The organism is Lysobacter niastensis (assembly GCF_031457115.1).
Taxonomy (GTDB): Bacteria; Pseudomonadota; Gammaproteobacteria; order Xanthomonadales; family Xanthomonadaceae; genus Lysobacter_J; species Lysobacter_J niastensis_A.
The window spans coordinates 660,967-686,236 of sequence record NZ_JAVDVY010000002.1 but is presented as its reverse complement, the minus strand read 5'-3'; the positions used below and the strand labels follow the sequence as shown (position 1 = coordinate 686,236).

The window sequence follows — 25,270 nt, the reverse complement described above, 5'->3', positions numbered from 1 at the left end:
CGGCCTGCGGGCCGCCGTTTTTTTGCCGGATCGTCATCCCCGCGACCGCAGTGGCGGGCCAAGGTCGCCTACGGCGAGTCGGGCGACTCCAGTTCGGCGCGCAGCTCCAACTCGTCCAGCCGGTCGAGCAGGCGGAACAGCAGGGCCCGCTCGTTCTCGTCGATGCCGTCGAGCACGCGCCGCTCGAACGCCAACGCCATCGGGGCCACTTCGTCGTAAATCTTGTAGCCGCCCTCCGACAGGCGCAGCACCGAACGGCGACGGTCGTCGCCGTGGATCTCGCGCATCAGGCGCCCGGCATCGAGCAGGCGCGCCACCGCGCGGCTGACCGCCACCTTGTCCATGGCCGTGCGCTGCGCGACCTCGTTGGCGGACAGGTCCGGGTAGCGGCCCAGCACGGCCATCACCCGCCACTCGGTGATGCTCAGGGCGAATCGCTCCGTATAGATGCGGGCGATCATGCTGCTGAGCCGGTTGCTCAATACCGACAGGCGGTAGGGCAGGAAATGCTCCAGGTCGAGTTCGGCATGGCCTGGGCGGAGCTGATTCATGTCGCAAAGACCCTTGATTATGGTTTCAATTGAAACTATAACGACCGTTACCGATTCCAAGGCCGTCCCCAGCGGACGCTGCCGCCACCTGAGAACAATGCCATGAATGCGCAGCCCAACCTCGGCATGCAAGTCACCACGTTCGAGAACCCGCTGGGGATCGACGGCTTCGAGTTCGTCGAATTCGCCGCGCCGGCGGGCCAGGGCGAATTGCTGCACAACTACTTCCGCAAGATGGGCTTCACCGCCGCCCTGCACCACAAGACCCGTCCGATCACCGTATACCGCCAGGGCGGCGTGAACTTCCTGGTCAACGAGGACCCGGACAGCTTCGCCGCCGATTTTGCTGCCAAACACGGCCCCAGTGCCTGCGGCTTCGCGATCCGCTTCAAGAAGCCGGCCGGCGTGGTGTTCGACACCGTCGTCAACAACGGCGGCGAGGCGATCACCGACAAGGCCGATAGCCGCGCCGTCGACGCTCCGGTGGTGAAGGGCATCGGCGACTGCATGCTGTACCTGGTCGACCGTTACGGCAGCGCCGGCTCCATGTACGACGCCGACTATTTGCCGGTGCAGGGCGCGGACCAGAACCCGACCGGGTTCGGCCTGACCTTCATCGACCATCTCACGCACAACCTCTACTTCGGCAACATGCAGAAGTGGTCGGACTACTACGAGCGCTTGTTCAACTTCCGCGAGATCCGCTACTTCGACATCAAGGGCGCCAAGACCGGTCTGGTGTCCAAGGCGATGACCGCGCCGGACGGCATCGTGCGCATTCCGCTCAACGAGTCCAGCGATCCCAAGTCGCAGATCAACGAATACCTCGACGCGTACCAGGGCGAGGGCATCCAGCACATCGCCTGCTTCACCGACAACATCTACGAGACCGTCGAGGCCATGCGCGCGCAGGGCGTCGAGTTCCTCGACACGCCCGACACCTATTTCGACGTGATCGACCAGCGCGTGCCCGACCACGGCGAGGACGTCGCGCGCCTGGCGAAGAACAAGATCCTGATCGACGCCGATCCGGAAACGCACAAGCGCAAGCTGCTGCAGATATTCACCCAGAACGCGATCGGCCCGATCTTCTTCGAGATCATCCAGCGCAAGGGCAACGAAGGTTTCGGCGAAGGCAACTTCCAGGCGCTGTTCGAGAGCATCGAGCGCGACCAGATGCGGCGCGGCGTGCTGTAATCAGGATTGAGCCCCTCTCCCTCCGGGAGAGGGGTTGGGGTGAGGGGTGGAGCATGGGATACCGTCAGAGGGCAAGGCTGCCCACCAATACGCTGGAAGCGGCGCGATCCTTGAGAAAGGAGATGACCGACGCCGAGCGAAAGATCTGGCGCCATCTCCGAGACGGGCAACTGGCAGGCATGAAGTTCCGCCGTCAGCATCCGCTGCCACCCTATGTCGTGGATTTCTGTTGCCTTGACGCCGGGCTGGTGATCGAACTCGACGGGTCACAACACACACAAAACTCCGATGCAGTCCGCACGCGGTTTCTTGAGGCCAAGGGTTACAAGGTGCTTCGTCTCTGGAACAACGATGTACTGCTTAAGACCGATGCGGTCATCGAGGCGATCTGGAACGCCGTCGGCCGCCGGCCCCTCATCCCAACCCCTCTCCCGATGGGAGAGGGGCTTTAAGAGCGATGTCTGCATGATCCTCAGCACTGGCTACCAATCCGGCTTCGGCAACGAGTTCGCTACCGAGGCGGTTCCCGGCACGCTGCCGATCGGGCGCAACTCGCCGCAGCGCGTCGCCCACGGCCTGTACGCCGAACAACTGTCGGGCACGGCGTTCACGGCACCGCGCCACGCCAACCACCGCAGCTGGCTGTACCGGATCCGTCCGGCGGCGATGCACGGAACGTTCGAGCCTTACGTGCCGGCTTCAGGGCCGAGCTTCCACAACGATTTCGGCGATGGCCCGGTCACGCCCGACCAGTTGCGCTGGAATCCGTTGCCGATGCCGACCTCGCCGGTCGATTTCGTCGATGGCCTTTTCACGATGGCCGGCAACGGTTCGCCGGCCGCGCAGAACGGCGTCGCCATCCATCTCTACGCCGCCAACCGCGACATGCAGGGGCGCTACTTCTACGACGCCGACGGCGAGCTGCTGATCGTGCCGCAGCAGGGTCGGCTGCACATCGCCACCGAACTGGGCGTGCTGGAAGTCGAGCCGCAGCAGATCGCGGCGATCCCGCGCGGTGTCCGCTTCGCGGTGTCGCTGCCCGACGGCGGGGCACGCGGCTATGTCTGCGAGAACTTCGGCGCGATGTTGCGCCTGCCCGATCTCGGTCCGATCGGCAGCAACGGCCTGGCCAATCCGCGCGACTTCCTCACGCCGAATGCGGCCTTCGAGGATGTCGAAGGCGAGTTCGAACTGATCGGCAAGTTCCAGGGCCATCTGTGGCGCGCCGACATCGGCCATTCGCCGCTGGACGTGGTCGGCTGGCACGGCAACTACGCGCCGTACCTGTACGACCTGCGCCGCTTCAATACGATCGGTTCGATCAGTTACGACCATCCCGATCCGAGCATCTTCCTGGTGCTGCATTCGCCCAGCGACACGCCGGGCACCAGCAACATGGATTTCGTGATCTTCCCGCCGCGCTGGCTGGTGGCGCAGGACACGTTCCGCCCGCCGTGGTTCCACCGCAACATCGCCAGCGAGTTCATGGGCCTGGTGCACGGCGCCTACGATGCCAAGGCCGAGGGCTTCTCCCCGGGCGGTGCGTCGCTGCACAACTCGATGACCGGACACGGCCCGGACTCGGCGACCTTCGAGAAGGCCAGTGCGGCCGACCTCGCCAGGCCGGACGTCATTGGCGACACGATGGCCTTCATGTTCGAGACGCGCGCGGTGATCCGGCCGACGCGCCAGGCGCTGGAAGCCGCGCATCGCCAGCGCGAATACCAGGCTTGCTGGGCGGGACTGAAGAAGCATTACGCCGCGCCCAAGGGCTGACGCCCGACCGATCAGCCGAAGCGCATGAAACGAGCGGGCCGAAAGGCCCGTTCTGCGTTGATGGCGTATGCATCGCGTTCACCGCGCGCGGTTAGGCTCCATCGGATTACGACGAGGAGATGGCCGGATGAGGCCCAGCCTGCTGCTGCCGCTCGTGCTGATGATCGCGGCCTGCGGCGAGCGGTCCCCCGAACCCGCCGTGGTGCCCGCGCCGCCGGCCGGGAGTGATCAGCCAACGGTCGACGTGCCGCCCGCGACCGCGCCGACCCCCACCACCGCCATGGCCTCGATGCCTGCACCGGACGCCATCGGGTTCGGTGGCTTCGGGCCGGCGCGCTTTGGCAGCAACGAGGAGCAGGTGCGCATGGCCTGGGGCGCCGATCTCGGCGATGCCAGGCCGGCCGAGGCGGGCGGCTGCTACCAGTTGGTGCCGCAACCGCGCGGGGCGTCGGGATACCGCATCGCCTTCATGTTCGAAGGCGGCAAGTTCGCGCGGATCGATGTCGACGCGCCGGATATCGAGGGGCCCGGAGGCGGAAAGGTCGGCATGAGCGCGCAGGAGATCGGCCGACGTTACGCCGGTCGCGTGCAGGAGCAAAAGCACAAGTACGTCGAAGGCGGCCACTACCTGCGCATCGGTGCGCCGGATGCGGGCGCCGGCGTGCTGCTGTTCGAGACCGATGCGGCCGGTCGGGTCACGTCCTGGCGCATCGGGTTGCCGCCGCAGGTCGACTACGTCGAAGGCTGCTCTTGAAGCGCGGGATCGCAAACGATATCGAAACCGCGCACTGCTGCTGGACAGGCTGCGCCGGCGGGCGCATAGAATCGCCGGACCGCAGGGAGGGATCACGATGCTAGAGGCCGTCGGTTTGTTCGTGTTTGGCCTGGTGCTGCTGGCACTGGGAGGCGACTCCATCGTCAAGGGCGCATCCGGTCTTGCGCTGCGGATCGGCGCATCGCCGTTCGTGGCCGGCCTGTTGCTGGTCGCGTTCGGTACGTCGCTTCCGGAACTGGCGGTCAATCTCCAGGCGATCATGCGCGGGCAAGGCGCGCTGGCGCTGGGCAACGCAGTCGGCAGCAACGTGGTCAACTTCGGCCTGACGCTGGGCGCGGCCGCCGTGGCGGCGCCGCTGCTGGTGCGCTGGCGCGCGCTGTCACCGCTGCTGCTCGTGTTGCTGGCCGGCACGCTGGCGCTGATCGTGCTGGGGCTGGATGGCCGGCTGACGCGCATCGAAGGTGTCGGCCTGATCGTGGCCTTCGTGGCGGTCGTCGCCTTCGCCATGGCGCGTACGCGCCGCGAGTCTCCGGAAGTGCAGGGCGCGATCGCCGCGTTCGCCGAGACTCGAACCGATCTCACGCTCAACGTGCTGCGTTTCGTGATCGCGGCGGTATTGCTGTACTTCGGCTCCAAACTGGTCGTGGGCAGTGCTCCCGACATCGGCCAGGCGCTGGGCATGACGCCGCTGGTCACCGGCCTGCTGCCGGTGGCGATCGGCACCGCGTTGCCCGAGATGGCGGCCGCCGTGGCGGCGGCGCGGCGCGGCCGCGGTGACATGGTGGTCGGCCACGTGATCGGGTCGAGCCTGTTCAACCTGCTGGTGATCGTCGGCGGCATGGCGGTGATCCACGGCGCGTTGCCGATCCCTGCCTCGTTCGTGCGTTACGAGCTGCCGGCCGCCGGCGTATTCGCGCTGATGATGATCCCGATGCTGCGCGGCGACCTGCGCATCAGCAGGAAGGAAGGCGCGGTGATGCTGCTCGCGTTGCTGGTGTGGATCGTGTTCGAGCTGTTGATGCTCCAGCGCTGACGACATCACCAGCAAGGCGGGTCCGAAACGACGGTCGGTATACTCGCCCGATGGACAAAGCAGACCGGACCGGGACGGCTTCGCCCGCATTTTCGCGGCGCGCGCTGCAATCCCTGAGCGAGTTTTTCCGCCTCGAAGCCGCCGGCGGCATCATGCTGATCGCCGCGGCGGCGCTGGCCATGGTCGCGGCCAACTCGCCGTTGTCGCAGGCCTACGAAGCGTTCCGGGGATTGCCCGTGCACGTGCGCTTCGGCGACCTGGAGATCGCCAAGCCGCTGTTGCTGTGGATCAACGACGGCCTGATGGCGGTGTTCTTCCTGCTGGTGGCGCTGGAGATCAAGCGCGAGACGCTGAGCGGGCAGTTGTCCAGTCGCGACCAGCTCATTCTTCCGATGGTCTGCGCCTTCGCGGGCGTGGTCGTACCGGCGCTGCTGTTCGTCGCGTTCAATCGCGGCAATGGAGAGGCGATGCGCGGCTGGGCGGTGCCCACCGCGACCGACATCGCCTTCGCGCTCGGCGTGCTGGCGCTGCTCGGCTCGCGCGTGCCCAGCGGCATGAAGCTGCTGCTGTCGACGATCGCCGTGGTCGACGACCTGATCGCAATCCTGATCATCGCGCTGTTCTATTCGCACGGCCTGTCGATGACGGCGCTGGCGTGGGCGGGGGCGGCGATCGCGGGCATGGTGCTGCTCAACCGGCTGGGCGTGAAGCGCCTGGCGCCCTACATCGTGTTGGGCGTGGTGTTGTGGGTGTGCGTGCTCAAGTCCGGCGTGCACGCGACGCTGGCCGGCGTGGCCACCGGCCTGATGATTCCCCATGTCGATCGCCACAACGCCATCGCGGATGAGCACGAACATTCGCCACTGGAGTCGCTGGAGCACGCGCTGCACCCGTGGGTGGCCTACGCGATCCTGCCGTTGTTCGCGTTCGCCAACGCCGGCCTCGCGCTGGCCGGATTGAGCCTGGGCGACATGCTCACGCCACTGCCGATGGGCGTGGTGATCGGCCTGGTGATCGGCAAGCCGGTCGGCATCGTCGGTGCCGCCTTGCTGATGCGCGCGCTGGGCTGGACGCGCTTCCCGACCGGCATGGGCGTGAGCGCCATGCTGGGCCTGGGGCTGATGTGCGGCATCGGCTTCACGATGAGCCTGTTCATTGCCTCGCTGGCCTATCAGGTGCCGGCGCATTACGAGGAAGCCGTGCTCGGCGTGCTCGTCGCGTCGGTGGTGTCGGCCATCGTGGGCTACGCATGGCTGCGCGCGACCATGCCGGCACGAGTCGGAGGAAACTGATGCGGCATGCACTGGTATTCGGCGGCAGCGGCCAGATCGGCCATCCGCTGCTCGGTCTGCTGAGCCGCGACGGCTGGCGCATCACCGCGGTGTCGCGCCAGATGCAGTCCGACCGGCCCGGACTGCATTGGCTTCAGGGTGGCCTGGGGCATGCCGAAGGTATTCCCGGGCACGTCGATGCCATCTTCAGTTGCGGTCCGCTCGACGCCTTCGCCGGCTGGTACCGGCAGTCGGCGATCGATTGTCCCCGCGTGGTCGCGTTCGGCTCCACCAGCGTCGACACCAAGCGCGGCTCGGCCGATGCCGCCGAGCGCGATGTCGCGCGGCGCCTGCGCGAGGGCGAAGCCGGACTGTTCGAAAAGGCGGCCTTGCGTGGCGCGGCCGCGACGGTGCTGCGCCCGACGCTGGTCTACGGTGCCGGACGCGATACCACGCTCACGCGCATCGCGCAGCTGGCCAGCCGCTGGGGCCGCTTTCCGCTGCCTCGCCATGCGGACGGACTGCGCCAGCCGGTGCATGTCGACGATCTGGCGGCAGCAGCATTCGCGTGCGTCGGCAATGCCGCCGCGCATGGACAGGCCTACGCGCTGCCGGGCGGCGAGACGTTGACCTACCGCGACATGGTCGCGCGCGTGCTGGCGTCGCTGCACCCGGCAGCGAAACTGGTCGAGCTGCCGTCGCCGTTGTTCAGTCTGGCCTTGTTTGCGGCGCAAGTTGCGGGCCGCGCCACCGGTCTGGGCGAGGCCGCGGTACGACGCATGCGCAGCGACCTGGTGTTCGACCTGTCGCCTGCGCAGCGCGATTTCGGATATGCGCCGCGGCCGTTCCGTCCACGAGCCGACATGTTCTTGCCGCGCGAGGAGTTGGGCGGGCCTTGGCCCGTCACGTGAGCGTTCGACAGGTTCTCGACAGATCCCGGATCTGCGCGGCGCCTTGAGCCCGTCCTACAGGTCTTCGGCCGGTGGCGCCGTGCGGGCCTTGCTCAATGCGCGCAACGCGATGATCAGCACGCCTCCCAGCACCATGGCGCCGCCCAGCAGCAGGCGCGGGCCGGGGCGATCGCCCCAGAACGCGATGCCAAGGCCCATCGCCAGCACCGGCACCAGCAGCAGCCACGGCGTCACCTGCGCCACCGGATGCCGTTGCACCAGCACGTAGTACAGCCCATGGCCGAGCAGCGAAGAGACGAACGCCGCGTACAGCGCGCCGCCCCATGCGACCCAGCTCACCGAGGGCAGTTGCGCCATCGCGCCGGGCTCGAGGATCGCGCTGATCGCCAGCAGCGGCAGCACGCTGAACAATGCCGTCCAGCCCTGCACGCTGTAGACATCCAGGCCGCGCAGGCCCTTCATCAGCACGGTGCCCACCGCCAGGAACGCGGCCGAGATCAGCATCAGCACCAGCGCCATCGGCCGGTCCAGCACCAGCGGATCGAACCCCAGCACCAGCACGCCGGCAAAACTCACCGCGATGGCCAGCACGGTGCGCCAGGCGAAGCGCTCGCCCAGCCACCACCACGCCAGCAATGTGGTCATCGGCACGTAGCTCTGCATGACGATCGCCGGTGACGACAGGTCGCCCGCCATCTTCAGCGCGGTGAAGCTGAGCCCGAAATGCAGCACGCCGATCAGCAGGCACAACCCGATCAGTCGTGGCCATTGCCCGGGAGCGGGGCGCTTGACCACGAACACCAGCGGCAGCGCCAGCAGCGCGAACCGCAAGCCGGTAAACAGGAACGGCGGTATCTCACGCATTGCCAGCGCGGAGGTCAGGAAGTTGCCGGCCCAGGCGATGACGATGATCAGGACCAGGACGATGTCGCGGGTGGGCATGGGCGAGGGGCTTGCAAGAGTGGGTGGCACGCGCATCCCGCCTGTCGCCGGGCAGCCGCGCTGTCCGGGCAAGACGTGGTACGTGCTTATCAGGCGCAAGTGTGGCGTGCGGACGACGCGCGATCCACCTCCACGCAAGGCTGCTGCGTTGCACGAGGTTCCCAGGCGCCTCGCATGAATCATTCAGGGAGCCCTGCGCGGATTTGCCCGGGCAAACGAACGTAAAACCCGAGCCTCACGCATCGCTTCGGGCAGATGGCGGAGCGTCGGGTTTCCCCGAAGTGGTCATGGCAGCCGCCGATCGATGGATGCCATCTACGAAGGGGTTGCAGTTCCCTTTGAACATGAAGGCCCTCGACCCGGAACTACGGCCGCGACGCGTTGACTTCGGCCGGCCTCCGCGGCCCCACGACACCTTTTGGGTGCCCCCAGCAAGCGGGATGAATTTGGCACGGCCGGTGCCACCGCTGTGCGCCGTTGTTTGAACGTCGGGGTAAGGCCGCCTGGGGAGCGTGCTGAATCCAGTTTTCACATGAGGATCATGTAAATGAACACGGGCGCCCCCAAGCAGCAAGCCGAGTCCCTCACCGCCGTGCTGTCGGTCTCCGCAACACGCACCGACAAGTGGCGCCACCTCAACGCCATCGCGCGGACCTGGGCCAACCTCAGCGACAAGGCCACGCAGGGATCGAACCTGCGCGCGGATGCGGCGAAGTTGCTGGACACGATCATGCAGCTGGAGCACTGCTGGGCCTATCCCGGCCCGCGCCTGCTCGGCGCCATCTCCGACGCGCTGGAGGCCAACGATGCATCGACGTCGGCGCGACTGGTGCAGAAGGTCTCCGGAGCACTGCTTTCCGGCGATTTCCGCCGCGACGAATTCGTATGGGATGTGTCGGCGGAAGGCGAAGGCCGGACGCTGGATGTGCTGCCCCCGGACGTCATGGAGGGTGGGATTGGCAAGCCGTACTTCGAGGTGCTGGTGGTCACGCCCTCGCCTGCGTCGACGTGGATGCGCTCGCGCGACGAAATGGCGCGCATGCGTCGTCCCGACGACCAGTTCCACTACAGCGTGGTCCACGTGGGCAGCTTCGAGGACGCGGCGCTGGCGATGATGGTCAACGACGACCTGCAGGCGGTCGTGATCATCGACGGGTTCCAGTACGCGACGCGGCATGACGTTCCGGGCCTGCACGCGTACCTGGAGCGCCACATCAAGGTCGATCCCGACTCGGTGGTGCCGGGCGAAATGGCGACCACGCTGGCGCGCGGCATCCATACCTACCGCCCGGAGCTGGACATCTACCTGCTGTCCGACCGCGCGCCCGAAAGCCTGGCCGGCAGCGACGAGGCGGCGCCGATCCGGCGCCTGTTCCACCATGTCGAGGAGCCGATGGAGCTGCACCTGTCGATCCTCGACGGCGTCAAGGACCGATTCGACACGCCGTACTTCGACAACCTCAAGAAATACGCACTGCGCCCGATCGGCACGTTCCACGCGCTGCCGATCGCGCGCGGCAAGTCGGTGTTCCCGTCCAACTGGATCCGCGACATGGGCCAGTTCTACGGCACCAACATCCTGTTCGCCGAATCCTCGGCCACCACCGGCGGCCTCGACAGCCTGCTGGAGCCCACCGGCAACATCAAGAAGATGCAGGACCTCACTGCGCGCGCGTTCGGCGCCAAGCGCGCGTACCTGGGCACTAACGGCACCTCGACCTCCAACAAGATCGTCGTGCAGGCGATATGCAAGCCAGGCGACATCGTCATCGTCGACCGCAATTGCCACAAGTCGCACCATTACGGGATGGTGCTAAGTGGCGCGCAACCGTACTACGTCGAAGCGTTCCCGCTGACCGAGTTCTCGATGTACGGCGCGGTGCCGCTGCGCACGATCAAGCAGGCGCTGCTGGACTGCATGGCCGAGGGCCAGCTCGACCGGGTCAAGGTCATCGACCTGACCAACTGCACCTTCGACGGCCACATGTACAACCCGCGCCGGGTGATGGAAGAGTGCCTGGCGATCAAGCCCGACCTGGTCTTCCTGTGGGACGAGGCGTGGTTCGGCTTTGCGCGTTTCAATCCGTTCCACCGTCGCCGCACCGCGATGGGCGCGGCCGCGGCGCTGACCGAGCGCTTCCGCTCCAAGGAGTATCGCGACGAGTACGCGGCCTGGGCCAAGGAACATCCCAAGCTCGACCCGGGCGACAAGTCGCTGCTCGACGCGCGCCTGCTGCCGGACCCGGACAAGGTGCGCATCCGCGTCTACCAGACCAACTCCACCCACAAGTCGATGTCGGCGTTCCGCCAGGGCTCGATGATGCTGGTGTGGGACGAGGACTTCCATCAGGTCGAAGGCCCGTTCGAGGAGGCTTTCTTTGCCCACACCTCGACCTCGCCCAACCTGCAGCTGATCGCATCGCTCGACCTGGCGCGCCGGCAGATGGAACTGGAAGGCTATGCGATGACGATGCGCATGACCGACCTGGCGGTGCGCCTGCGCCGCGCGATCAACACGCATCCGCTGATCTCCAAGTACTTCCGCGTCGCGAGCCCTGAGGAAATGATCCCGGCCGAGTTCCGCTCGTCTGGAATCAAGGATTACGGCCCGCCGAACGCGAACTGGTCCGACACCCTGAAGGCCTGGGACGAGGACGAGTTCGCGCTCGATCCGACCCGCCTGACGCTGGTCTGCGGCGCGGCCGGCTTCGACGGTACCCAGTTCAAGGGAATACTTGCCGAGCGCTTCGACATCCAGATCAACAAGACCTCGCGCAACTCCATCCTGGTCCAGACCAACATCAACAACACGCACAGCGATGCGGCGCTGCTGATCAAGGCGTTGGCCGACCTCTCGCGCGAGATCGACTCGCGACTGGCGCAGGAGGGAGCCGGTGGACAGAACGTGTTCAAGGCGCGGGTCAAGTCGCTGATGACCGATGTGCCTGACCTGCCGAACTTCAGCCGTTTCCACGACGCGTTCCGCGACAACGCGAAGAGCCGCAGCAACGAGGGTCACATGCGGCCGGCGTTCTTCATGGCCTACGACGAGTCGAACTGCGAGTTCATCAGGCTCGCCAGCGACGAAATCGACAAGCGCCTCAAGGACGGTCCCGAGATGGTTTCGGCGAACTTCGTCATCCCGTATCCGCCGGGCTTCCCGATCATGGTGCCAGGCCAGGTGATACAGGCCGACACCATCGCCTACATGCGCAAGCTGGACGTCAAGGAAATCCACGGCTACCACGCCGCGCAGGGGCTGAAGCTGATCAAGCCCTCCGCACTCGCCGGCCTCAAGGCCGGATCCGATCGTTGACCGACTGACCTTCGCCCATCCCGGGAGCAACCGCCATGCAAGCGTTCTTCCAGTTTCTCGCAGACAACCCATACATCCTGCTGTTCTTCACGGTAGGCATGGCGGTATGGGTCGGCAAGTTCGCAGTCAAGGGCTACGGCTTGGGCATGGTCGCGGCGGCGGTGGTGGTCGGCGCGGCGCTGGCGACATGGGCGTCGACGTACGGCGTCAAGCTGCAGCTCGACAACTTCGCCAAGTCGCTCTTCTATTACCTGTTCATGTACGGGGTCGGCCTGCGCGTCGGTCCCGCGTTCTTCAACAGCCTCAAGAAGGACGGCATCACCTTCACCATCCTCGCCGTGGTCTGCGCCTTCCTCGGCCTGGGCCTGGTGGTGCTCATGAGCAAGATCCTGGAGCTTCCGGCCGGCGCGGCCGGCGGCGTGCTGGCCGGTTCGCAGACCATGTCGGCGGCCATCGGCACCGCGGAAATGGCGGTCGAACAGGGCGCCTACAAGCTTCCCGCCGGCACGACCGCCGAGCAGGTGACCGCCATGATCGCGCTGGGTTATGGCGTGACCTACATCTGGGGCACGGTCGGCATCATCCTGATCTGCAAGTACCTGCCGCGCTGGTGGGGCATCGATGCGAAGGCGGCGGCCGCCCAGTACGAGGCCGAGCACGGCGTCAAGAACGTCGACGACGCCGCCGTCACCGGCTATCGCGCCGGCGGGCTGCGCGCCTATCGGCTCGACAACGCCGCGGTCGCCGGCAAGAGCATCCACGACTTCCGGCAGGGCTATCCCCAATACCGCATCGTCAACGTGGTGCGAGGCGACGAGGCGCTCGGCGCCTCACCCGACCTGGTGCTGCAGAAGGGCGATGTGATCGCACTGGGCGGGCATCTGGAAGAACTGACCGCCAACCTGGGCCTGATCGGCGCGGAGGTGCCGGATGCCAAGGTGCTGAACATTCCGCTCGACCAGGCCGAGATCCTGGTGACCGAGAAGGAAGCCGACGGCAAGGTGCTCAAGTCGTTCGCGAAGGAGGACTTCGCCGGACACCTGCAGATCACGCGCATCGAGCGCATGGGCGAGCCGATTCCGCTCGGCACCGAGACCGAGCTCAAGCGCTGGGACGTGATGTACGTGGCCGGCCTCAAGGGCACGATCGACAAGGTCGCGGCGAAGCTGGGCCGGATCGCCCGCCCGAGCACGTCGACCGACCTGCTGACTCTGTCGGCAGGCATGGTGCTGGGCCTGTTGATCGGCAAGATCACCGTGCCGGTGGGCGACTTCTCGGTTGGCCTGGGCAATGCCGGTGGCCTGCTGCTGTCGGGCATCCTCGTCTCGTCGCTGGTGTCGCGGCTGCGGTTCTTCGGCAGCACGCCGAATGCGGCGCGCAACATCCTAGAGGACCTGGGCCTGGTGACGTTCATCGCCATCGTCGGCATCAACGCCGGCGCGACCCTGCTCGAACAACTGACGGGCGCGATCGCGGTGAAGATCTTCGTCGCCGGCTTCGTCGCCAGCACGATCCCGCCGTTCATCACCTGGGCGATCGGACTGTACGTCTTCAAGATCAATCCGGCCGTGCTGATGGGCGGCGTCGCCGGTTCGCGTTCGCACTCCGGTCCGGCGCGCGAGGCGGCCAAGGAAACCGGCACCAGCGTGCCGTGGGTCGGCTTCCCGGTGGGCTATGCGGTGTCCGGCGTGCTGTACACGGTGTTCGGCTACTTCGCGATGCTGCTGTCGCAATAGGGCGCCAAAGGAAACGGCGCACGTTACTGCAACGCGAGTCGCCACGCCGTTCGCGTGGAGACTCGCCAAGTGGATGGATGACCCATGAACCAGTACGCCACTACGAAAACCGTCATGCGACAGGCTCCCCCTGTCGCCCTCCTCGCCACCGCCTTGTGCCTGGCCGGCCTGATGGCCGTGGGCGATGCGGCGGCCCAGTCGGCGACCCCGGAACGGGACCAGCAGGAACGGGACGCGGAGGAGAGTTCCGTCGAACAGGGCCAGACGCCGCTGGACGAGTCCTTCGGCGTGCGCGACCACCGCGAATGGGTACGCGAGACGCGGCGCAAGGCGTGGGCGGACACCGCGTGGGATGTCCAGTTCCGCACCTTTTACCTGGACCGGGACAAGTTCGACGACACCAAGAGCGAGTCGTGGGCCATTGGTGGATCGGCCGGATTCAAGACCGGCTATTTCCGCGAGCGCTTCGCCTTTGGCGCGACCGGATACACCTCGCAGCGCCTGCATGGCGACGTGGACGAGGACGGCGCCCTGCTGCTTGAGCCGGGCCAGAAGGGCTACACGGTGCTCGGCCAGTTGTACGGCGAGTTCCTGTTCAACGAGGACACCCACCTGAACTTCGGGCGTCTGAGCATCGATACGCCGTACATCAATCGCAACGACGTGCGCATGACGCCCAACACCTTCGAGGCCATCACCGTGCAGGGACTGTACGGCGGCGATGAAGGCGGGTCCGAATGGCGCGTCGGCGCGGGCTACTTCGACGAGATCAAGGAACGCAACTCCGACGAATTCGTATCGATGTCGGTGGACGCCGGCGCTTCGGTCGAGCGCGGCGTCTATGCCGCCGGCGCCAACTACAAGAAGGGACCCTTCTCGCTCGGTGCGATCGACTATTACAGCAACGACATCATCAACATCTTCTACACCGAGGCCAAATACGACATACCGCTGGCCGAGAAGAAGAAGCTGAAGTTCTCGTTGCAGTATTCCGATCAGGACAGCACCGGCGACGACCTGCTGAAGGGAACCAGCTTCTCGTCCCACCAGTGGGGCGGCAAGGGCGAGCTCGAGGCTGGCGGCGGATTGTTCACGTTGGCCTATACCAGCACCGACGGCGACGCCAACATGCAGAACCCGTGGAGCGGCTATCCGGGCTACACCAGCGTGCAGGTCGAGGATTTCAACCGCGATGGCGAGGATGCCTGGCTTGCGCGCGCCAGCTACAACTTCAAGTCGCTCAAGGGGCTGAGCGTGTATGGGCTGTATGTCGACGGTTCGAGCCCCGACGATCCGACCCAGTTCGCCAAGGAGGAGTACGACCTCAACCTGCAGTTCGCGCCGCCCGAGGGTGTGTTGAAGGGGCTGTTGGTGCGGGTGCGCTATGCGAACGTGCAGCAGGATGACCCCACCGGATCGGAGCTGAGCGATCTGCGCTTCATGATCTATTACGACCCGCCATCGCTCTGAGGAGTGGCCCGCTCCGGGCGGTCCGGGTGGAGGCCTCATGAAGCCCTGGCCGATCAAGCTCTTCGACCTCCAGCTGGCCCTTCGCGCCGCGCTGGCGTCGGGGCTGTCTGTGGCAGTCGCCGAGCTGATGTCGCTGCAGTATCCGATCTACGCCATGATCTCGGCCGTCCTGGTCACCGACCTGGTGCCCGCGCAATCGCGCAAGCTCGCGGTGCCGCGGCTGGCCGCCACGGTGCTGGGGACGCTGATGGGCGCTTCCATCAATTCCGTGCTGCCGACCAACGTGTGGACGCTGCTGTTCGGCATCCTGAGCGCCATGCTGCTGAGCGATCTGCTCAGGCTCCGGCACGCGGCCAAGGTGGCCGGGTATATCTGCGGCGTCGTCCTGCTCGACCATGGCGATCAGCCCTGGTTCTATGCCTTCGTGCGCATGGTCGAGACGCTGCTGGGTATCGCAGCGGCCGTGCTGGTGAGCCTGCTGCCGAAACTTGTTCCGCACGACCGGTCTTCGTGACCGGTCTTCGTGGTGCGTCAGTAAGACCAGCCCAGCTTCCGGTACAGCTTGGCCAGCACCCAGGCCGGTCCGATCAACAGGTAGGTGAGGTCGGTGAAGAAGCTGGGGCGCTTGCCCTCGTACAGCTTGCTGTGGCCGATGAACTGTCCGATCCACGCGACGACGAACACGCCGATGCCCAGCGCCAGCAGCGTGCGCGTGCCGTAGCTGTCGTGCAGCCAGCGTGTCAGCAGGCCCATCAGCATGAAGACGACGACCATGCCCAGGCCCAGCTTGCGCGAGGCGCGGTAGTAGAACAGCGCGGTGGCCAGCATCGCCATGCCGGCCCAGAAGCCGGCGCGGAACCACGTGCCCGGCGCCGGGATGCACCACAGCAGCGCGATCACGCTCCACAGGATCGCCGGCACGCAGATCACGTGGATCAGCTGGTTGGTGGCGTTGCGATGGTCGCCGGAGTAGTGGGCGAACCAGCGATCGATCGGACGCTGCGACGAATCGGCGAAGGAGTTCATGGCGGGCTCCGAAAGCGGAAGGCGGAAGGCGGAAGGCGGGATGGCTGGGCCTACTTTATCGCCGTTCGTACGAACCGGCTGCGCCCCGTTCCTGCCTGTCGGCGTTGCGTTGCTCATGAGATTCCGCGCCGACTTCACCGGTCCGCGCGCGAACCCCGATGGCTCGAACCGTCCACCTTGGAGGCCCGACGCTCCGACCTGCCGGGGTCCGAGCGTCGACCTAGAAAGCCCTGCGCTTCGACCCGAAAGCGCCGTCGTTCGAGCTGCAGGGGTGCAAGGGCCGACCTTCGCCGGTCGAGGCGTCCACCTGAAGGGGTGCGAGCGTCGACCTTCGCAGGTTCGGGCTTCGACCTTCGCAGGTTCGGGCGTCGACCTCCAGCCTCCACGCTCCGAGCTCCGGGGGCTCGAGCGCCAGCCTCGAAAGCTCGACGCGAGCACCCGCGCGGGTGCGCGCTCCAGCCTCCAGGGTGCAAAAGGTCCGGCCGGCCAGGCAGGCACCTGCCCGACAGGGCCGGTAACGTCACAACGTGGGGCTGGGCTCAGTGCGCCGAAGCCTTCGAGAACAACTGGATCACCAGCACGCCGGCCACGATCAGGGCGATGCCGAGCAGCGCCGGTGCATCGAGTGGCTGCTTGAGCACCGCCCAGCCGATCAGCGCGATCAGCACCACGCCGATGCCCGACCAGATGGCATAGGCGATGCCGACCGGAATGGTCCGCAGTGTCAGCGACAGCAGGTAGAAGGCCACGCCGTAGCCGAGTGCGACGACCAACGAAGGCCACAGCCGGGTGAATCCTTCCGAGGCCTTCAGCGCGCTGGTGGCGACCACCTCGGCGGCGATCGCCCCGGCCAGGAACAGCAGGCCGCGGGGCATGCTCAGTCCACCGAAATGCCGGCCAGCTTCTGCAGCGCCTCGGCGTACTTGGCGCGCGTGCGCTCGATCACTTCGGCGGGAAGCTTCGGACCCGGCGGCGTCTTGTCCCAGGCCAGCGTCTCCAGGTAGTCGCGAACGAACTGCTTGTCGTAGCTCGGCGGGCTGGTGCCGACTTCGTACTGGTCGGCCGGCCAGTAGCGCGAGGAGTCGGGCGTCAGCATCTCGTCCATCACGAACAGGCGACCGTCGGCGTCCAGGCCGAACTCGAACTTGGTGTCGGCCAGGATGATGCCGCGTTCGGCGGCGTAATCGCGGGCGAACTTGTACAGGCGCAGCGTGGCGTCGCGCACCTGCTCGGCGAGGTCGGCGCCGACCGTGTGCACGGCGGTGTCGAAGTCGATGTTCTCGTCGTGGTCGCCGACGGCGGCCTTCGTCGACGGCGTGAAGATCGGCTCGGGCAACTGCTCGGCCTGGCGCAGGCTGTCGGGCAGGGCGATGCCGCTGACCCGGCCGGTGCGCTGGTAGTCCTTCCAACCGCTGCCGATCAGGTAGCCGCGGGCGATGCATTCGATCGGCACCGGCTTCAGGCGCTTGGTGACCACGGCGCGCCTGGCATAGAGCCCGGCGTCGACGCCGTCGGACAGCACCGAGGCCACGTCGATGCCGGTCAGGTGGTTGCGGACGATGTGGTCGGTCTTGCCGAACCAGAAGTTGCTGATCTGGCAGAGCATCTCGCCCTTGCCGGGGATCGGGTCGGGCAGCACCACGTCGAATGCGGAGAGACGATCGGTGGCGACCATCAGCAGGCAATCGCCGGCGCTGGCGGGCAGGCGCTCGGCCGGGATGTCGAAGACGTCGCGGACCTTGCCGCGATGGCGCAGGGACAGACCGGGCAGGTCGGACTGGAGCAGAGTCGTGGACAACGCAGAACCCTCGAGGTGTGCACGGAACTCCCCACCGTGGCGCGCCTGGGCTGGCGCGCACGCGCGACAGGGCCGGCCAGTGTACGCCGGGCGGGCGCGACGTGCAGGTACACTGTCGCCGGACATGTGAACGCGGCCGTTGCGGCAGTGGGAAGGACGATGAAACGCTGGTACGGCAAGCTGCTGGGGTTCTTTGCCGGCGCCGCCCTGATGCGCGGCAACCCCTTGTTCGGCGCCCTGGTGGGGCTGCTGATCGGCCATGCCTTCGACATCGACTGGTTCAAACTGCGCCGCGACAACCCCTATGCCACGCTGGGCCTGACCTCCGACGCCAGCGACGCCGAGATCGACCAGGCCTACCGCCGGCTGATCTCGCAGTACCACCCCGACAAGCTGTCCGGCGCCGCCACAGAGCTGCGCCAGCAAGCCGAAGCCAAGGCGCGCGAGATCAACAGCGCTTACGACCGCATCAAAGCCCTGCGCAACAAGTGAGCCCCCGCACCATGCAATCCACCGTCATCGCCCCGTCCATCCTGTCGGCCAACTTCGCCAAGCTGGGCGAGGAGGTCGACCACGTCCTGAAGTCCGGCGCCGACTGGGTCCACTTCGACGTGATGGACAACCACTACGTGCCCAACCTGACCATCGGCCCGATGGTCTGCGAGGCCTTGCGCAAGCACGGCGTGACGGCACCGATCGACGTGCACCTGATGGTGGAGCCGGTCGATCGCATCGTCCCGGACTTCGCCAAGGCCGGCGCCAGCCTGATCAGCTTCCATCCCGAGGCCAGCGCGCACGTGCACCGCACCGTGCAGCTGATCAAGTCGCATGGCTGCCAGGCCGGCCTGGTGCTCAATCCGGCGACCCCGGTTGACGTGCTGGAGTGGGTACTGGAAGACCTGGACCTGGTGCTGCTGATGTCGGTCAATCCGGGATTCGGCGGGCAGAGTTTCATTCCTTCCGCGCTCGACAAGCTGCGCCGCGTGCGCCAGATGATCGACCGCAGCGGCAAGGCCATCCGTCTTGAGATCGACGGCGGCGTCAAGGCCGACAACATCGGCGAGATCGCAGCGGCCGGTGCCGACACGTTCGTCGCGGGCTCGGCGATCTTCAATGCTCCCGACTACGCCGACGTGATCGGCAAGATGAAGGCGGCGGTGGCCGCGGTGCGGGGGTGAATACCTGCGACCTGTGCGATCTGCATGATGCACAGGTGCGTGTGCTCGACCTGCCGTTGCGCGATTACGGCGGGCGCCTGTCCTTCAACGGCCTGGTCAGCACGATCCGCGCATTCGAGGACAACTCGCGTGTGCGCGAAGCGGTGGACGAGCCGGGGCAGGGCCGCGTGCTGGTGATCGACGGTGGCGGCTCCACCCGGCGCGCGATGCTGGGCGACCTGCTGGCGGCCAAGGCGACCGAGAACGGCTGGGCCGGCGTGATCGTGTTCGGCGTGATCCGCGACTGTGGCGAGATCGGCGCGCTCGAGCTGGGCGTCAAGGCGCTGGGCACCTGCCCTCGCAAGACCGACAAGCTCGGTGCGGGCGAGCGCGATGTCGACGTGGAGTTCGGCGGCGTGCGCATCCGGCCCGGCGACTGGCTGTGCGCCGACGAGGACGGCGTGGTGGTGGCGGATACGGATCTGCGCTGAGGGTTTGGCTGTCCGAATCGCTGTTGCGTGCGTCGCGATTCCAAGTGCGCACTGTGCCGCTTTGATACCGACTTGCCAAAAAAGCAAAGCGGCAAGCCATCACTGGCTTGCCGCTGAAGATTGGAGGCAATCCCGCCTCCGCCTGTCGTCCCTGCTATGGCCTCCCATCTTCCGGATGGACGATGACGACCGTGTGACATGGCCACGTTCCTGCCCTGGGCGCTTCGCCTCGCCCGCACCGAGCCGCTACAGTAGGCCCATGACATCCCCCGCGACCCCGCACTTCCTTGATGCCCGAACGGCCTGGCGATGGCGCCTTTGACGACCACCGTCCGTTCCCATCCGCATCCCAAGGAAAGCCCGCGTGACCTCCCCCGAACTGTTCCAGCAGCAGGCCGCTGAAGGCCATACCCACATTCCCGTCGTGCGCGAGGTCCCGTCCGATCTCGACACGCCCCTGTCGGTCTATCTGAAACTCGCCGACGGCCCGCACACCTACCTGTTCGAATCGGTCGAAGGCGGCGAGCGCTTCGGGCGCTACTCGATCATCGGCTTGCCGGCGCGGCGGGTGTATGCCTTTGCCGGCCATACGCTGTTCGTGACCGAGGACGGCGAGCTGATCGAAAGCCGCGTCGTCGAGGATCCCTTCGCCGAAGTCGAGCGCCTGCGCGCCGCGCACAGCGTGCCGAAGATCCCGGGCCTGCCGGGGTTCACCGGTGGACTGGTCGGCTGGTTCGGCTTCGAATGCATCCAGTACATCGAACCGCGCCTGGCCGGCGCGCAGCCCGACGGCACGCACAAGCCCGACGAGCTCGGCACGCCCGACATCCTGCTGATGCAGAGCGACGAGCTGGCGGTGTTCGACAACCTCAAGGGTCGCCTGTACCTGATCGTGCACGCCGATCCGCGCGAGCCGCGCGCACTGGCGCGCGCCAACCGGCGCCTGGACGAACTGGTGCATCGCCTGCGCCAGGGCGGGCCGGGATATCCGGAGACCCTCGAAGGGCGCGTGCTGGACGAGTCCGATTTCGTCTCCGGCTTCACCCGCGAGGGCTTCATCGCCGCGGTGGAAAAGTCCAAGGACTACATCCGTGCCGGCGACATCTTCCAGGTGGTGCTGAGCCAGCGCCTGTCGGTGCCGTTCCAGGCGCGCCCGGTCGATGTCTATCGCGCATTGCGGGCACTCAACCCGTCGCCCTACATGTACTTCCTCGACGTCGGCGGCACACAGGTCGTGGGCAGCTCGCCGGAGATCCTGGTGCGACTGGAGGACGGCCGCGTCACCGTGCGCCCCATCGCCGGCACGCGCCCGCGCGGCGCAACGCCTGAAGAAGACGCCGCACTCGAAGCCGAACTGCTGGCCGATCCGAAGGAGCGGGCCGAGCACCTGATGCTGATCGACCTCGGCCGCAACGATGTCGGCCGCGTGTCCGAGCCCGGCACGGTGGAGGTGGGCGAGCAGTTCGTCATCGAGCGCTACAGCCACGTCATGCACATCGTCAGCGAGGTCACCGGCACGTTGAAGCCGGGCCTGAGCTACGCCGACGTGCTGCGCGCGACGTTCCCCGCCGGCACCGTCAGCGGCGCGCCGAAGATCCGCGCGCTGGAAGTGATCCGCGAGCTTGAGCCAATACGCCGCAACGTCTACGCCGGGAGCATCGGTTACCTCGGCTGGAACGGCGATGCCGACACCGCCATCGCCATCCGCACCGCCGTCATCCAGGACGGCCGCCTCTACGTGCAGGCCGGCGCGGGCGTGGTCTACGACTCCGATCCAGTGAAGGAATGGGAGGAGACGATGAACAAGGGTCGCGCCCTGTTCCGCGCCGTGGCCGAGGCCGCCAAGGGGCTTTGATCGCCCCTCGCGTCGATTCGCGGCCATGTCCGGACGTCGACCGACCAGCGGATCGCTGGAGCCGACCAGCGAGCCGTATCGCCGAATGAAGGGCGACAACCGTCACGAATCGACGTGCAAACGCTTATCGTCGCGGCCTCCGGACGCCATCCTCGTTGGCCTGAGCCGGTCTGCCGCAACGTTTCATTCACAAGTGGCGGGGTATCCACAGAGTGCATGGACCCTCGGTGGGGAAAGGCAATAGCGAGTCCAGTGGGGAGGAAACGGCGATGCAACTCGTCAAAGACGAACACGTCCAGTCCCGGTTTTCGAACACGTTTCCGCGCACCGTGGAAATGGTCTGCCCGTTCTGCCTGAAGGAGGCGGTGTTCGAGACCGGCACCTGGCAGGAGCACGGTCGGCAGGTCGCCGCCAGCGAGCTGACCTGCGCGCGCTGCGAGGAAGAGATTCTGTTCGTGCAGTTGCTGCAGTCGGACGGCACGCGCAAGGAAGGCGGGCTGTACTGCTATCCCAAGTCCGGCGGCCGTGAGCCGATGCCTGGCGTCGAATACCTGCAGCCGTTGTCGGCGCCGCTGGCGCGCAGTTACGACTCGGCGCTGAAGCTCTACAACCGGGCCGAGTGGGGCGCTGCCGCGCTGACGGTCCGGCACGTGATCGCAGGGCTGGCCAACCGGCTGCTGGGCGACGACAAACGCGACATGGCGCTGCCGCGCAGGCTCGAAGCGCTGGCCCAGGACGTCGACCTGGCGCGGCCGCTGCAGGATGTTGCCCAGTTGCTCGCGCCCGGCGGAACGTTTGGTCGCCAGTTCGAGGACGAAGCGGCGATCGACAAGGTCACCGCCGAGCTGCTGCTGGAACTGGCCGAGCAGATGATCACTTACCTGGTGGTGCTGCCGGGCACGATGTCCGATCTCAAGAGCCGCATCGCCACGGCGCCCGTGCCGTTGCGGCGGGGCAGCAGTAGCGGAAGCGGTAGCGGCGCTGCTTGAGCTGGCCCACCGTTCGATTGACTCACAGGGCGCCACCTTCGGGTGGCGCTTCTTTTTTGACGAAACGCGTTGGCGAAATGCGCCGGCGACATTACCGATTGTTCATGACGCGGAAAGGCTCCGGTGAGGGCAGCGAGTCCAATCTGTCTCTGCGATGGGGATGCGCCCCACCGGCAACCAAAGTCATCTCGTCATCTGGAGCCCACCATGAACATTCGCAAGACCCTGTTCGCCGTCGCCCTCAGCGCGCTCGCCGGTTCCGCGCTGGCGGCGCCACCGGCCACCAACACGTCGGCCCCGAACCCGCCGGCCAAGACCACCGTCGCCAAGCACCAGCACCAGGACAAGACCAAGAAGGCCGAAGCCAAGAAGGCCGAAAGCAAGGCTTCGATGTCTTCGGAGAGCAAGAAGTCCTGACCCGGGAGAACTGATTGGAAGGGCCGGCTCAATAGGGCCGGCTCTGAGAGAACGATCCCCAGGAGCCGACGAACCGCCCCGAAACGTCGATTCCTCCCTCTCCCCGGAGCCCGCATGCGAGCGGGCGGATACCCCGCCGAGCCACCCCTTCGGCGGGGTATCCTTTTTTGCAGAAGGGAGCTGACATGCGCGTCCTGCTGGTCGAAGACGATCCCCACACCGCGGCCTTCATCGTCAAGGGTCTGCGCGAGGACGGGCACACGGTCGATCATGCCGGCGACGGCAAGCAGGGCCTGTTCCTGGCCACCACCGAAAGCTTCGACGCGATCGTGCTCGATCGCATGCTGCCCGGCCTCGACGGCCTGGTGGTGTTGCAGACGCTGCGTGGCGCGGGCAATCGCACGCCGTTGATGCTGCTGACGGCGCTGGGCGAGGTCGACCATCGCGTGGAGGGCCTGCGTGCCGGCGCCGACGACTACCTGGTCAAGCCGTTCGCGTACTCCGAACTCAGTGCGCGCCTGGACGGCATCGTGCGCCGGGCCCGGGCAGGCGACGAACGCGAACCCACGCGCCTGCGGGTCGGCGACCTGGAACTGGACCTGCTCAGCCGAGAAGCGCGTCGCGGCGACAAGCGCATCGAGCTGCAGCCGCGCGAGTTCCGATTGCTCGAATACCTGATGCGCCAGGCCGAACGCGTAGTCACCCGGACCATGTTGCTGGAGGCGGTCTGGGATTATCACTTCGACCCGCAGACCAACGTCATCGACGTGCACATCAGCCGGCTGCGGCAGAAGATCGATCACGGATTTCCGCGGCCGCTGCTGCACACCGTGCGCGGCGCCGGTTACCGGCTCGGCGAATGAAGCTGACGCCGCGCTCGACCAGCACGCGCCTGGCGCTGGCGGTGATGGCTTCGCTGCTGCTGGCCTTCGTGCTGCTCGGCGCGGGCGTGTACTACGCCGTCTCGACGCTGCTGCTGCAGGATGCGCGCGAACTGGTGCGCACCGATTCGGCCGGCCTGGTGGACCTGTATCGCGAGAACGGCCGCGCCGAACTGGTCGAGGAACTGCGCCGTCGCGTCGATGCGCCAGAAGATCCCGATGCGGTCTACATGCTGGCCAAGCCGGATGGGGCGGTGATCGTGGGCACCTATCCGGCGCTGCCGTCGCACCGTCCCGGCGCGCGCTGGATCGAGTTCACGGAGGACGCGCGGGCCGGGCCGCGTCGGAACGGCAACGACCCGCGCGTGGTCGCGCACCTGCAGCCGTTGGCTGATGGCAGCACGCTGCTGACCGGCTTGCGCCTGCGCTCGCAGGAGCGCTTCCTCGCGCTGATGCAGCGCACCGCGCTGGTCGCGCTGGTGGTCGCGGCCACGCTGGGCGCGCTGATCGGCTGGCTGACCTCGCGCTGGGTGTCGCATCGCCTGAGCAGCCTGGACGCGACCGCCGAGCGCGTGGGCGGCGGCGAACTGGCGCTGCGTGTGCCGCTGGACGGAAGCGACGATGCCTTCGACCGGCTCGCACGCCGCTTCAACGGCATGCTCGATCGCATCGAGGACCTGCTCGGCGGCGTACGCCATGCCACCGACCACATCGCCCACGACCTGCGCACGCCGCTGACGCGCCTGCGCAATCGGCTGGAGGAGCTGCGGCGACGACCCGACGCTGCCGGACGCGACGTCGAGCTGGATGCGGCCGTGGCGGAAACCGACCAGCTGCTGCAATCCTTCGGCGCGCTGCTGCGCCTGGCGCGCATCGAAGCCCAGGCGCCGGCGCAAGGCGAGCCGGCGCTGGACCTGGCATCGCTGGTCGGCGACGCAGTCGATCTTTACCTGCCCAGCGCCGCGGATCGCATGATCGACCTGCGCGCACAACTGCAGCCATGCCAGGTGCATGGCGATGGAGACCAGTTGTTCCAGTTGCTGGTGAATCTGTTGGACAACGCGATCAAGTACGCACCGGCCGGCAGCGAGGTCGACGTGACGTTGCAGGCGGTGGCCGGCGAGGCCGTATTGCACATCGACGATCGCGGCCCGGGCATTCCCGAGGCGGACCGTGAACGCGTGTTCGACCGCTTCCAGCGCCTGGAGGCACACCGTGGATCGGCGGGTGTCGGTCTCGGCCTGAGCCTGGTGCGGGCCATCGTGCACCGCCACGGCGGCCACGTCCTGCTGCTCGACCGCGCGCCGGGGCTGCGCGTACGGGTGGTGCTGCCGCTGGCGTGAGTGACGTCGCACCGCGATCGTCGAAGAACCCACAGGCCTGGTTCCGCCTTGTTCGGGATGCCGCGGAGCCGTCCGCCAGCTGAACGGCTTGCGGTTTTGCCTCCTCCGTCGCTGCGCATCCCCGGAATGAGCCCCGGACGTCGACTCGCGCCTCGAATCTTCGACGACTGCAGGGCCCTGCAAGCCTCTGGTGTCCGCCGTCGGCGCGTCGCCGGTATCATCTTGGGGGCCGGGCGCGGCCGGATGCGTTTGAATCAGGGGCGTCGAAGCGGCATTGCCGCCTCCGTCCCTCCCGGAATCGCTGACATACAAGGGTTAGAGCGCGGCATGCTGTT

General features: G+C 66.8%; 24 protein-coding genes. 19 read left to right on the top strand and 5 right to left on the bottom strand.

Annotated features, from left to right (window positions below):
• Nucleotides 1-68: 68 nt before the first annotated feature.
• Nucleotides 69-551 carry a MarR family winged helix-turn-helix transcriptional regulator gene (locus tag J2X06_RS12380; protein ID WP_310062865.1) on the bottom strand — a complete coding sequence of 161 codons (483 nt, stop codon included), beginning with the start codon at nucleotides 549-551 and terminating at the stop codon, nucleotides 69-71.
• 126 nt (nucleotides 552-677) lie between these two features.
• Here J2X06_RS12380 and hppD point away from each other — a divergent pair, with 126 nt between their 5' ends.
• The 7 genes from hppD (at nucleotide 678) to J2X06_RS12345 (ending at nucleotide 7,514) form a co-directional block, all read left to right on the top strand.
• Nucleotides 678-1,748, top strand: coding sequence for a 4-hydroxyphenylpyruvate dioxygenase (gene hppD, locus J2X06_RS12375; protein WP_430539598.1), 1,071 nt, complete (start codon nucleotides 678-680; stop codon nucleotides 1,746-1,748).
• Nucleotides 1,749-1,801: 53 nt separating this feature from the next.
• Nucleotides 1,802-2,200, top strand: coding sequence for an endonuclease domain-containing protein (locus J2X06_RS12370; protein WP_310062861.1), 399 nt, complete (start codon nucleotides 1,802-1,804; stop codon nucleotides 2,198-2,200).
• A 13-nt stretch (nucleotides 2,201-2,213) separates the two neighbouring features.
• Nucleotides 2,214-3,524: a homogentisate 1,2-dioxygenase gene (hmgA, locus tag J2X06_RS12365; RefSeq protein WP_310062859.1), complete on the top strand. Its 1,311-nt coding sequence runs from the start codon at nucleotides 2,214-2,216 to the stop codon at nucleotides 3,522-3,524.
• Between the two features lie 127 nt (nucleotides 3,525-3,651).
• Nucleotides 3,652-4,278 (top strand): hypothetical protein, encoded by a 627-nt coding sequence (locus tag J2X06_RS12360; protein ID WP_310062858.1) that lies wholly within the window; start codon nucleotides 3,652-3,654, stop codon nucleotides 4,276-4,278.
• Between the two features lie 97 nt (nucleotides 4,279-4,375).
• Nucleotides 4,376-5,332 carry a sodium:calcium antiporter gene (locus tag J2X06_RS12355; protein ID WP_310062856.1) on the top strand — a complete coding sequence of 319 codons (957 nt, stop codon included), beginning with the start codon at nucleotides 4,376-4,378 and terminating at the stop codon, nucleotides 5,330-5,332.
• Nucleotides 5,333-5,382: 50 nt separating this feature from the next.
• Nucleotides 5,383-6,624: a Na+/H+ antiporter NhaA gene (gene nhaA / locus J2X06_RS12350; protein ID WP_310062855.1), complete on the top strand. Its 1,242-nt coding sequence runs from the start codon at nucleotides 5,383-5,385 to the stop codon at nucleotides 6,622-6,624.
• A complete protein-coding gene (locus tag J2X06_RS12345; RefSeq protein ID WP_310062853.1) occupies nucleotides 6,624-7,514 on the top strand; it encodes an NAD-dependent epimerase/dehydratase family protein in 891 nt (296 codons plus the stop codon). Before nhaA ends, J2X06_RS12345 begins: the two co-directional genes overlap by 1 nt.
• Nucleotides 7,515-7,568: 54 nt before the next feature.
• Here the strand turns inward: J2X06_RS12345 and J2X06_RS12340 are convergent, their stop codons facing one another.
• A complete protein-coding gene (locus J2X06_RS12340) occupies nucleotides 7,569-8,456 on the bottom strand; it encodes a DMT family transporter (protein ID WP_310062852.1) in 888 nt (295 codons plus the stop codon).
• Nucleotides 8,457-9,003: 547 nt separating this feature from the next.
• On the opposite strand from J2X06_RS12340, the gene J2X06_RS12335 reads away from it, so the two are divergent.
• The 4 genes from J2X06_RS12335 (at nucleotide 9,004) to J2X06_RS12320 (ending at nucleotide 15,492) form a co-directional block, all read left to right on the top strand.
• Entirely contained in the window at nucleotides 9,004-11,772 is a 2,769-nt protein-coding gene (locus J2X06_RS12335; RefSeq protein ID WP_310062850.1) for a hypothetical protein, read from the top strand.
• A gap of 35 nt (nucleotides 11,773-11,807) precedes the next feature.
• Nucleotides 11,808-13,508 carry an aspartate:alanine exchanger family transporter gene (locus tag J2X06_RS12330; protein WP_310062849.1) on the top strand — a complete coding sequence of 567 codons (1,701 nt, stop codon included), beginning with the start codon at nucleotides 11,808-11,810 and terminating at the stop codon, nucleotides 13,506-13,508.
• An 84-nt stretch (nucleotides 13,509-13,592) separates the two neighbouring features.
• A complete protein-coding gene (locus tag J2X06_RS12325) occupies nucleotides 13,593-14,978 on the top strand; it encodes an OprD family outer membrane porin (protein ID WP_310062847.1) in 1,386 nt (461 codons plus the stop codon).
• Between the two features lie 37 nt (nucleotides 14,979-15,015).
• Complete coding sequence (locus J2X06_RS12320; protein WP_310062845.1) at nucleotides 15,016-15,492, top strand: FUSC family protein; 477 nt, start codon at nucleotides 15,016-15,018, stop codon at nucleotides 15,490-15,492.
• A gap of 17 nt (nucleotides 15,493-15,509) precedes the next feature.
• On the opposite strand, the gene J2X06_RS12315 is transcribed toward J2X06_RS12320, so the two are convergent.
• From J2X06_RS12315 to J2X06_RS12305, 3 genes are all read right to left on the bottom strand, one after another.
• The gene (locus J2X06_RS12315; RefSeq protein ID WP_310062843.1) at nucleotides 15,510-16,004 is read right to left on the bottom strand and encodes a DUF962 domain-containing protein; all 495 of its coding nucleotides are present in this window, start codon (nucleotides 16,002-16,004) and stop codon (nucleotides 15,510-15,512) included.
• A gap of 539 nt (nucleotides 16,005-16,543) precedes the next feature.
• On the bottom strand, nucleotides 16,544-16,879 hold the full coding sequence (locus J2X06_RS12310) for a DMT family transporter (protein WP_310062841.1): 336 nt from the start codon (nucleotides 16,877-16,879) through the stop codon (nucleotides 16,544-16,546).
• A gap of 2 nt (nucleotides 16,880-16,881) precedes the next feature.
• On the bottom strand, nucleotides 16,882-17,802 hold the full coding sequence (locus J2X06_RS12305; protein ID WP_310062839.1) for a phosphoribosylaminoimidazolesuccinocarboxamide synthase: 921 nt from the start codon (nucleotides 17,800-17,802) through the stop codon (nucleotides 16,882-16,884).
• 159 nt (nucleotides 17,803-17,961) lie between these two features.
• Here J2X06_RS12305 and J2X06_RS12300 point away from each other — a divergent pair, with 159 nt between their 5' ends.
• From J2X06_RS12300 to J2X06_RS12265, 8 genes are all read left to right on the top strand, one after another.
• Nucleotides 17,962-18,294, top strand: coding sequence for a J domain-containing protein (locus J2X06_RS12300; protein ID WP_310062837.1), 333 nt, complete (start codon nucleotides 17,962-17,964; stop codon nucleotides 18,292-18,294).
• Nucleotides 18,295-18,305: 11 nt separating this feature from the next.
• Nucleotides 18,306-18,980, top strand: a complete 675-nt coding sequence (gene rpe, locus J2X06_RS12295) for a ribulose-phosphate 3-epimerase (protein WP_310062835.1) — start codon at nucleotides 18,306-18,308, stop codon at nucleotides 18,978-18,980.
• On the top strand, nucleotides 18,977-19,450 hold the full coding sequence (rraA, locus tag J2X06_RS12290; protein WP_310062832.1) for a ribonuclease E activity regulator RraA: 474 nt from the start codon (nucleotides 18,977-18,979) through the stop codon (nucleotides 19,448-19,450). Before rpe ends, rraA begins: the two co-directional genes overlap by 4 nt.
• A gap of 364 nt (nucleotides 19,451-19,814) precedes the next feature.
• Nucleotides 19,815-21,305, top strand: coding sequence for an anthranilate synthase component I (gene trpE, locus J2X06_RS12285; protein WP_310062830.1), 1,491 nt, complete (start codon nucleotides 19,815-19,817; stop codon nucleotides 21,303-21,305).
• Between the two features lie 269 nt (nucleotides 21,306-21,574).
• Nucleotides 21,575-22,294 (top strand): hypothetical protein, encoded by a 720-nt coding sequence (locus J2X06_RS12280; protein WP_310062828.1) that lies wholly within the window; start codon nucleotides 21,575-21,577, stop codon nucleotides 22,292-22,294.
• Between the two features lie 207 nt (nucleotides 22,295-22,501).
• A complete protein-coding gene (locus J2X06_RS12275; RefSeq protein WP_310062826.1) occupies nucleotides 22,502-22,711 on the top strand; it encodes a hypothetical protein in 210 nt (69 codons plus the stop codon).
• Nucleotides 22,712-22,896: 185 nt separating this feature from the next.
• Entirely contained in the window at nucleotides 22,897-23,574 is a 678-nt protein-coding gene (locus J2X06_RS12270) for a response regulator transcription factor (protein ID WP_310062824.1), read from the top strand.
• Complete coding sequence (locus J2X06_RS12265; protein WP_310062822.1) at nucleotides 23,571-24,935, top strand: sensor histidine kinase; 1,365 nt, start codon at nucleotides 23,571-23,573, stop codon at nucleotides 24,933-24,935. Before J2X06_RS12270 ends, J2X06_RS12265 begins: the two co-directional genes overlap by 4 nt.
• Nucleotides 24,936-25,270 lie beyond the last annotated feature (335 nt).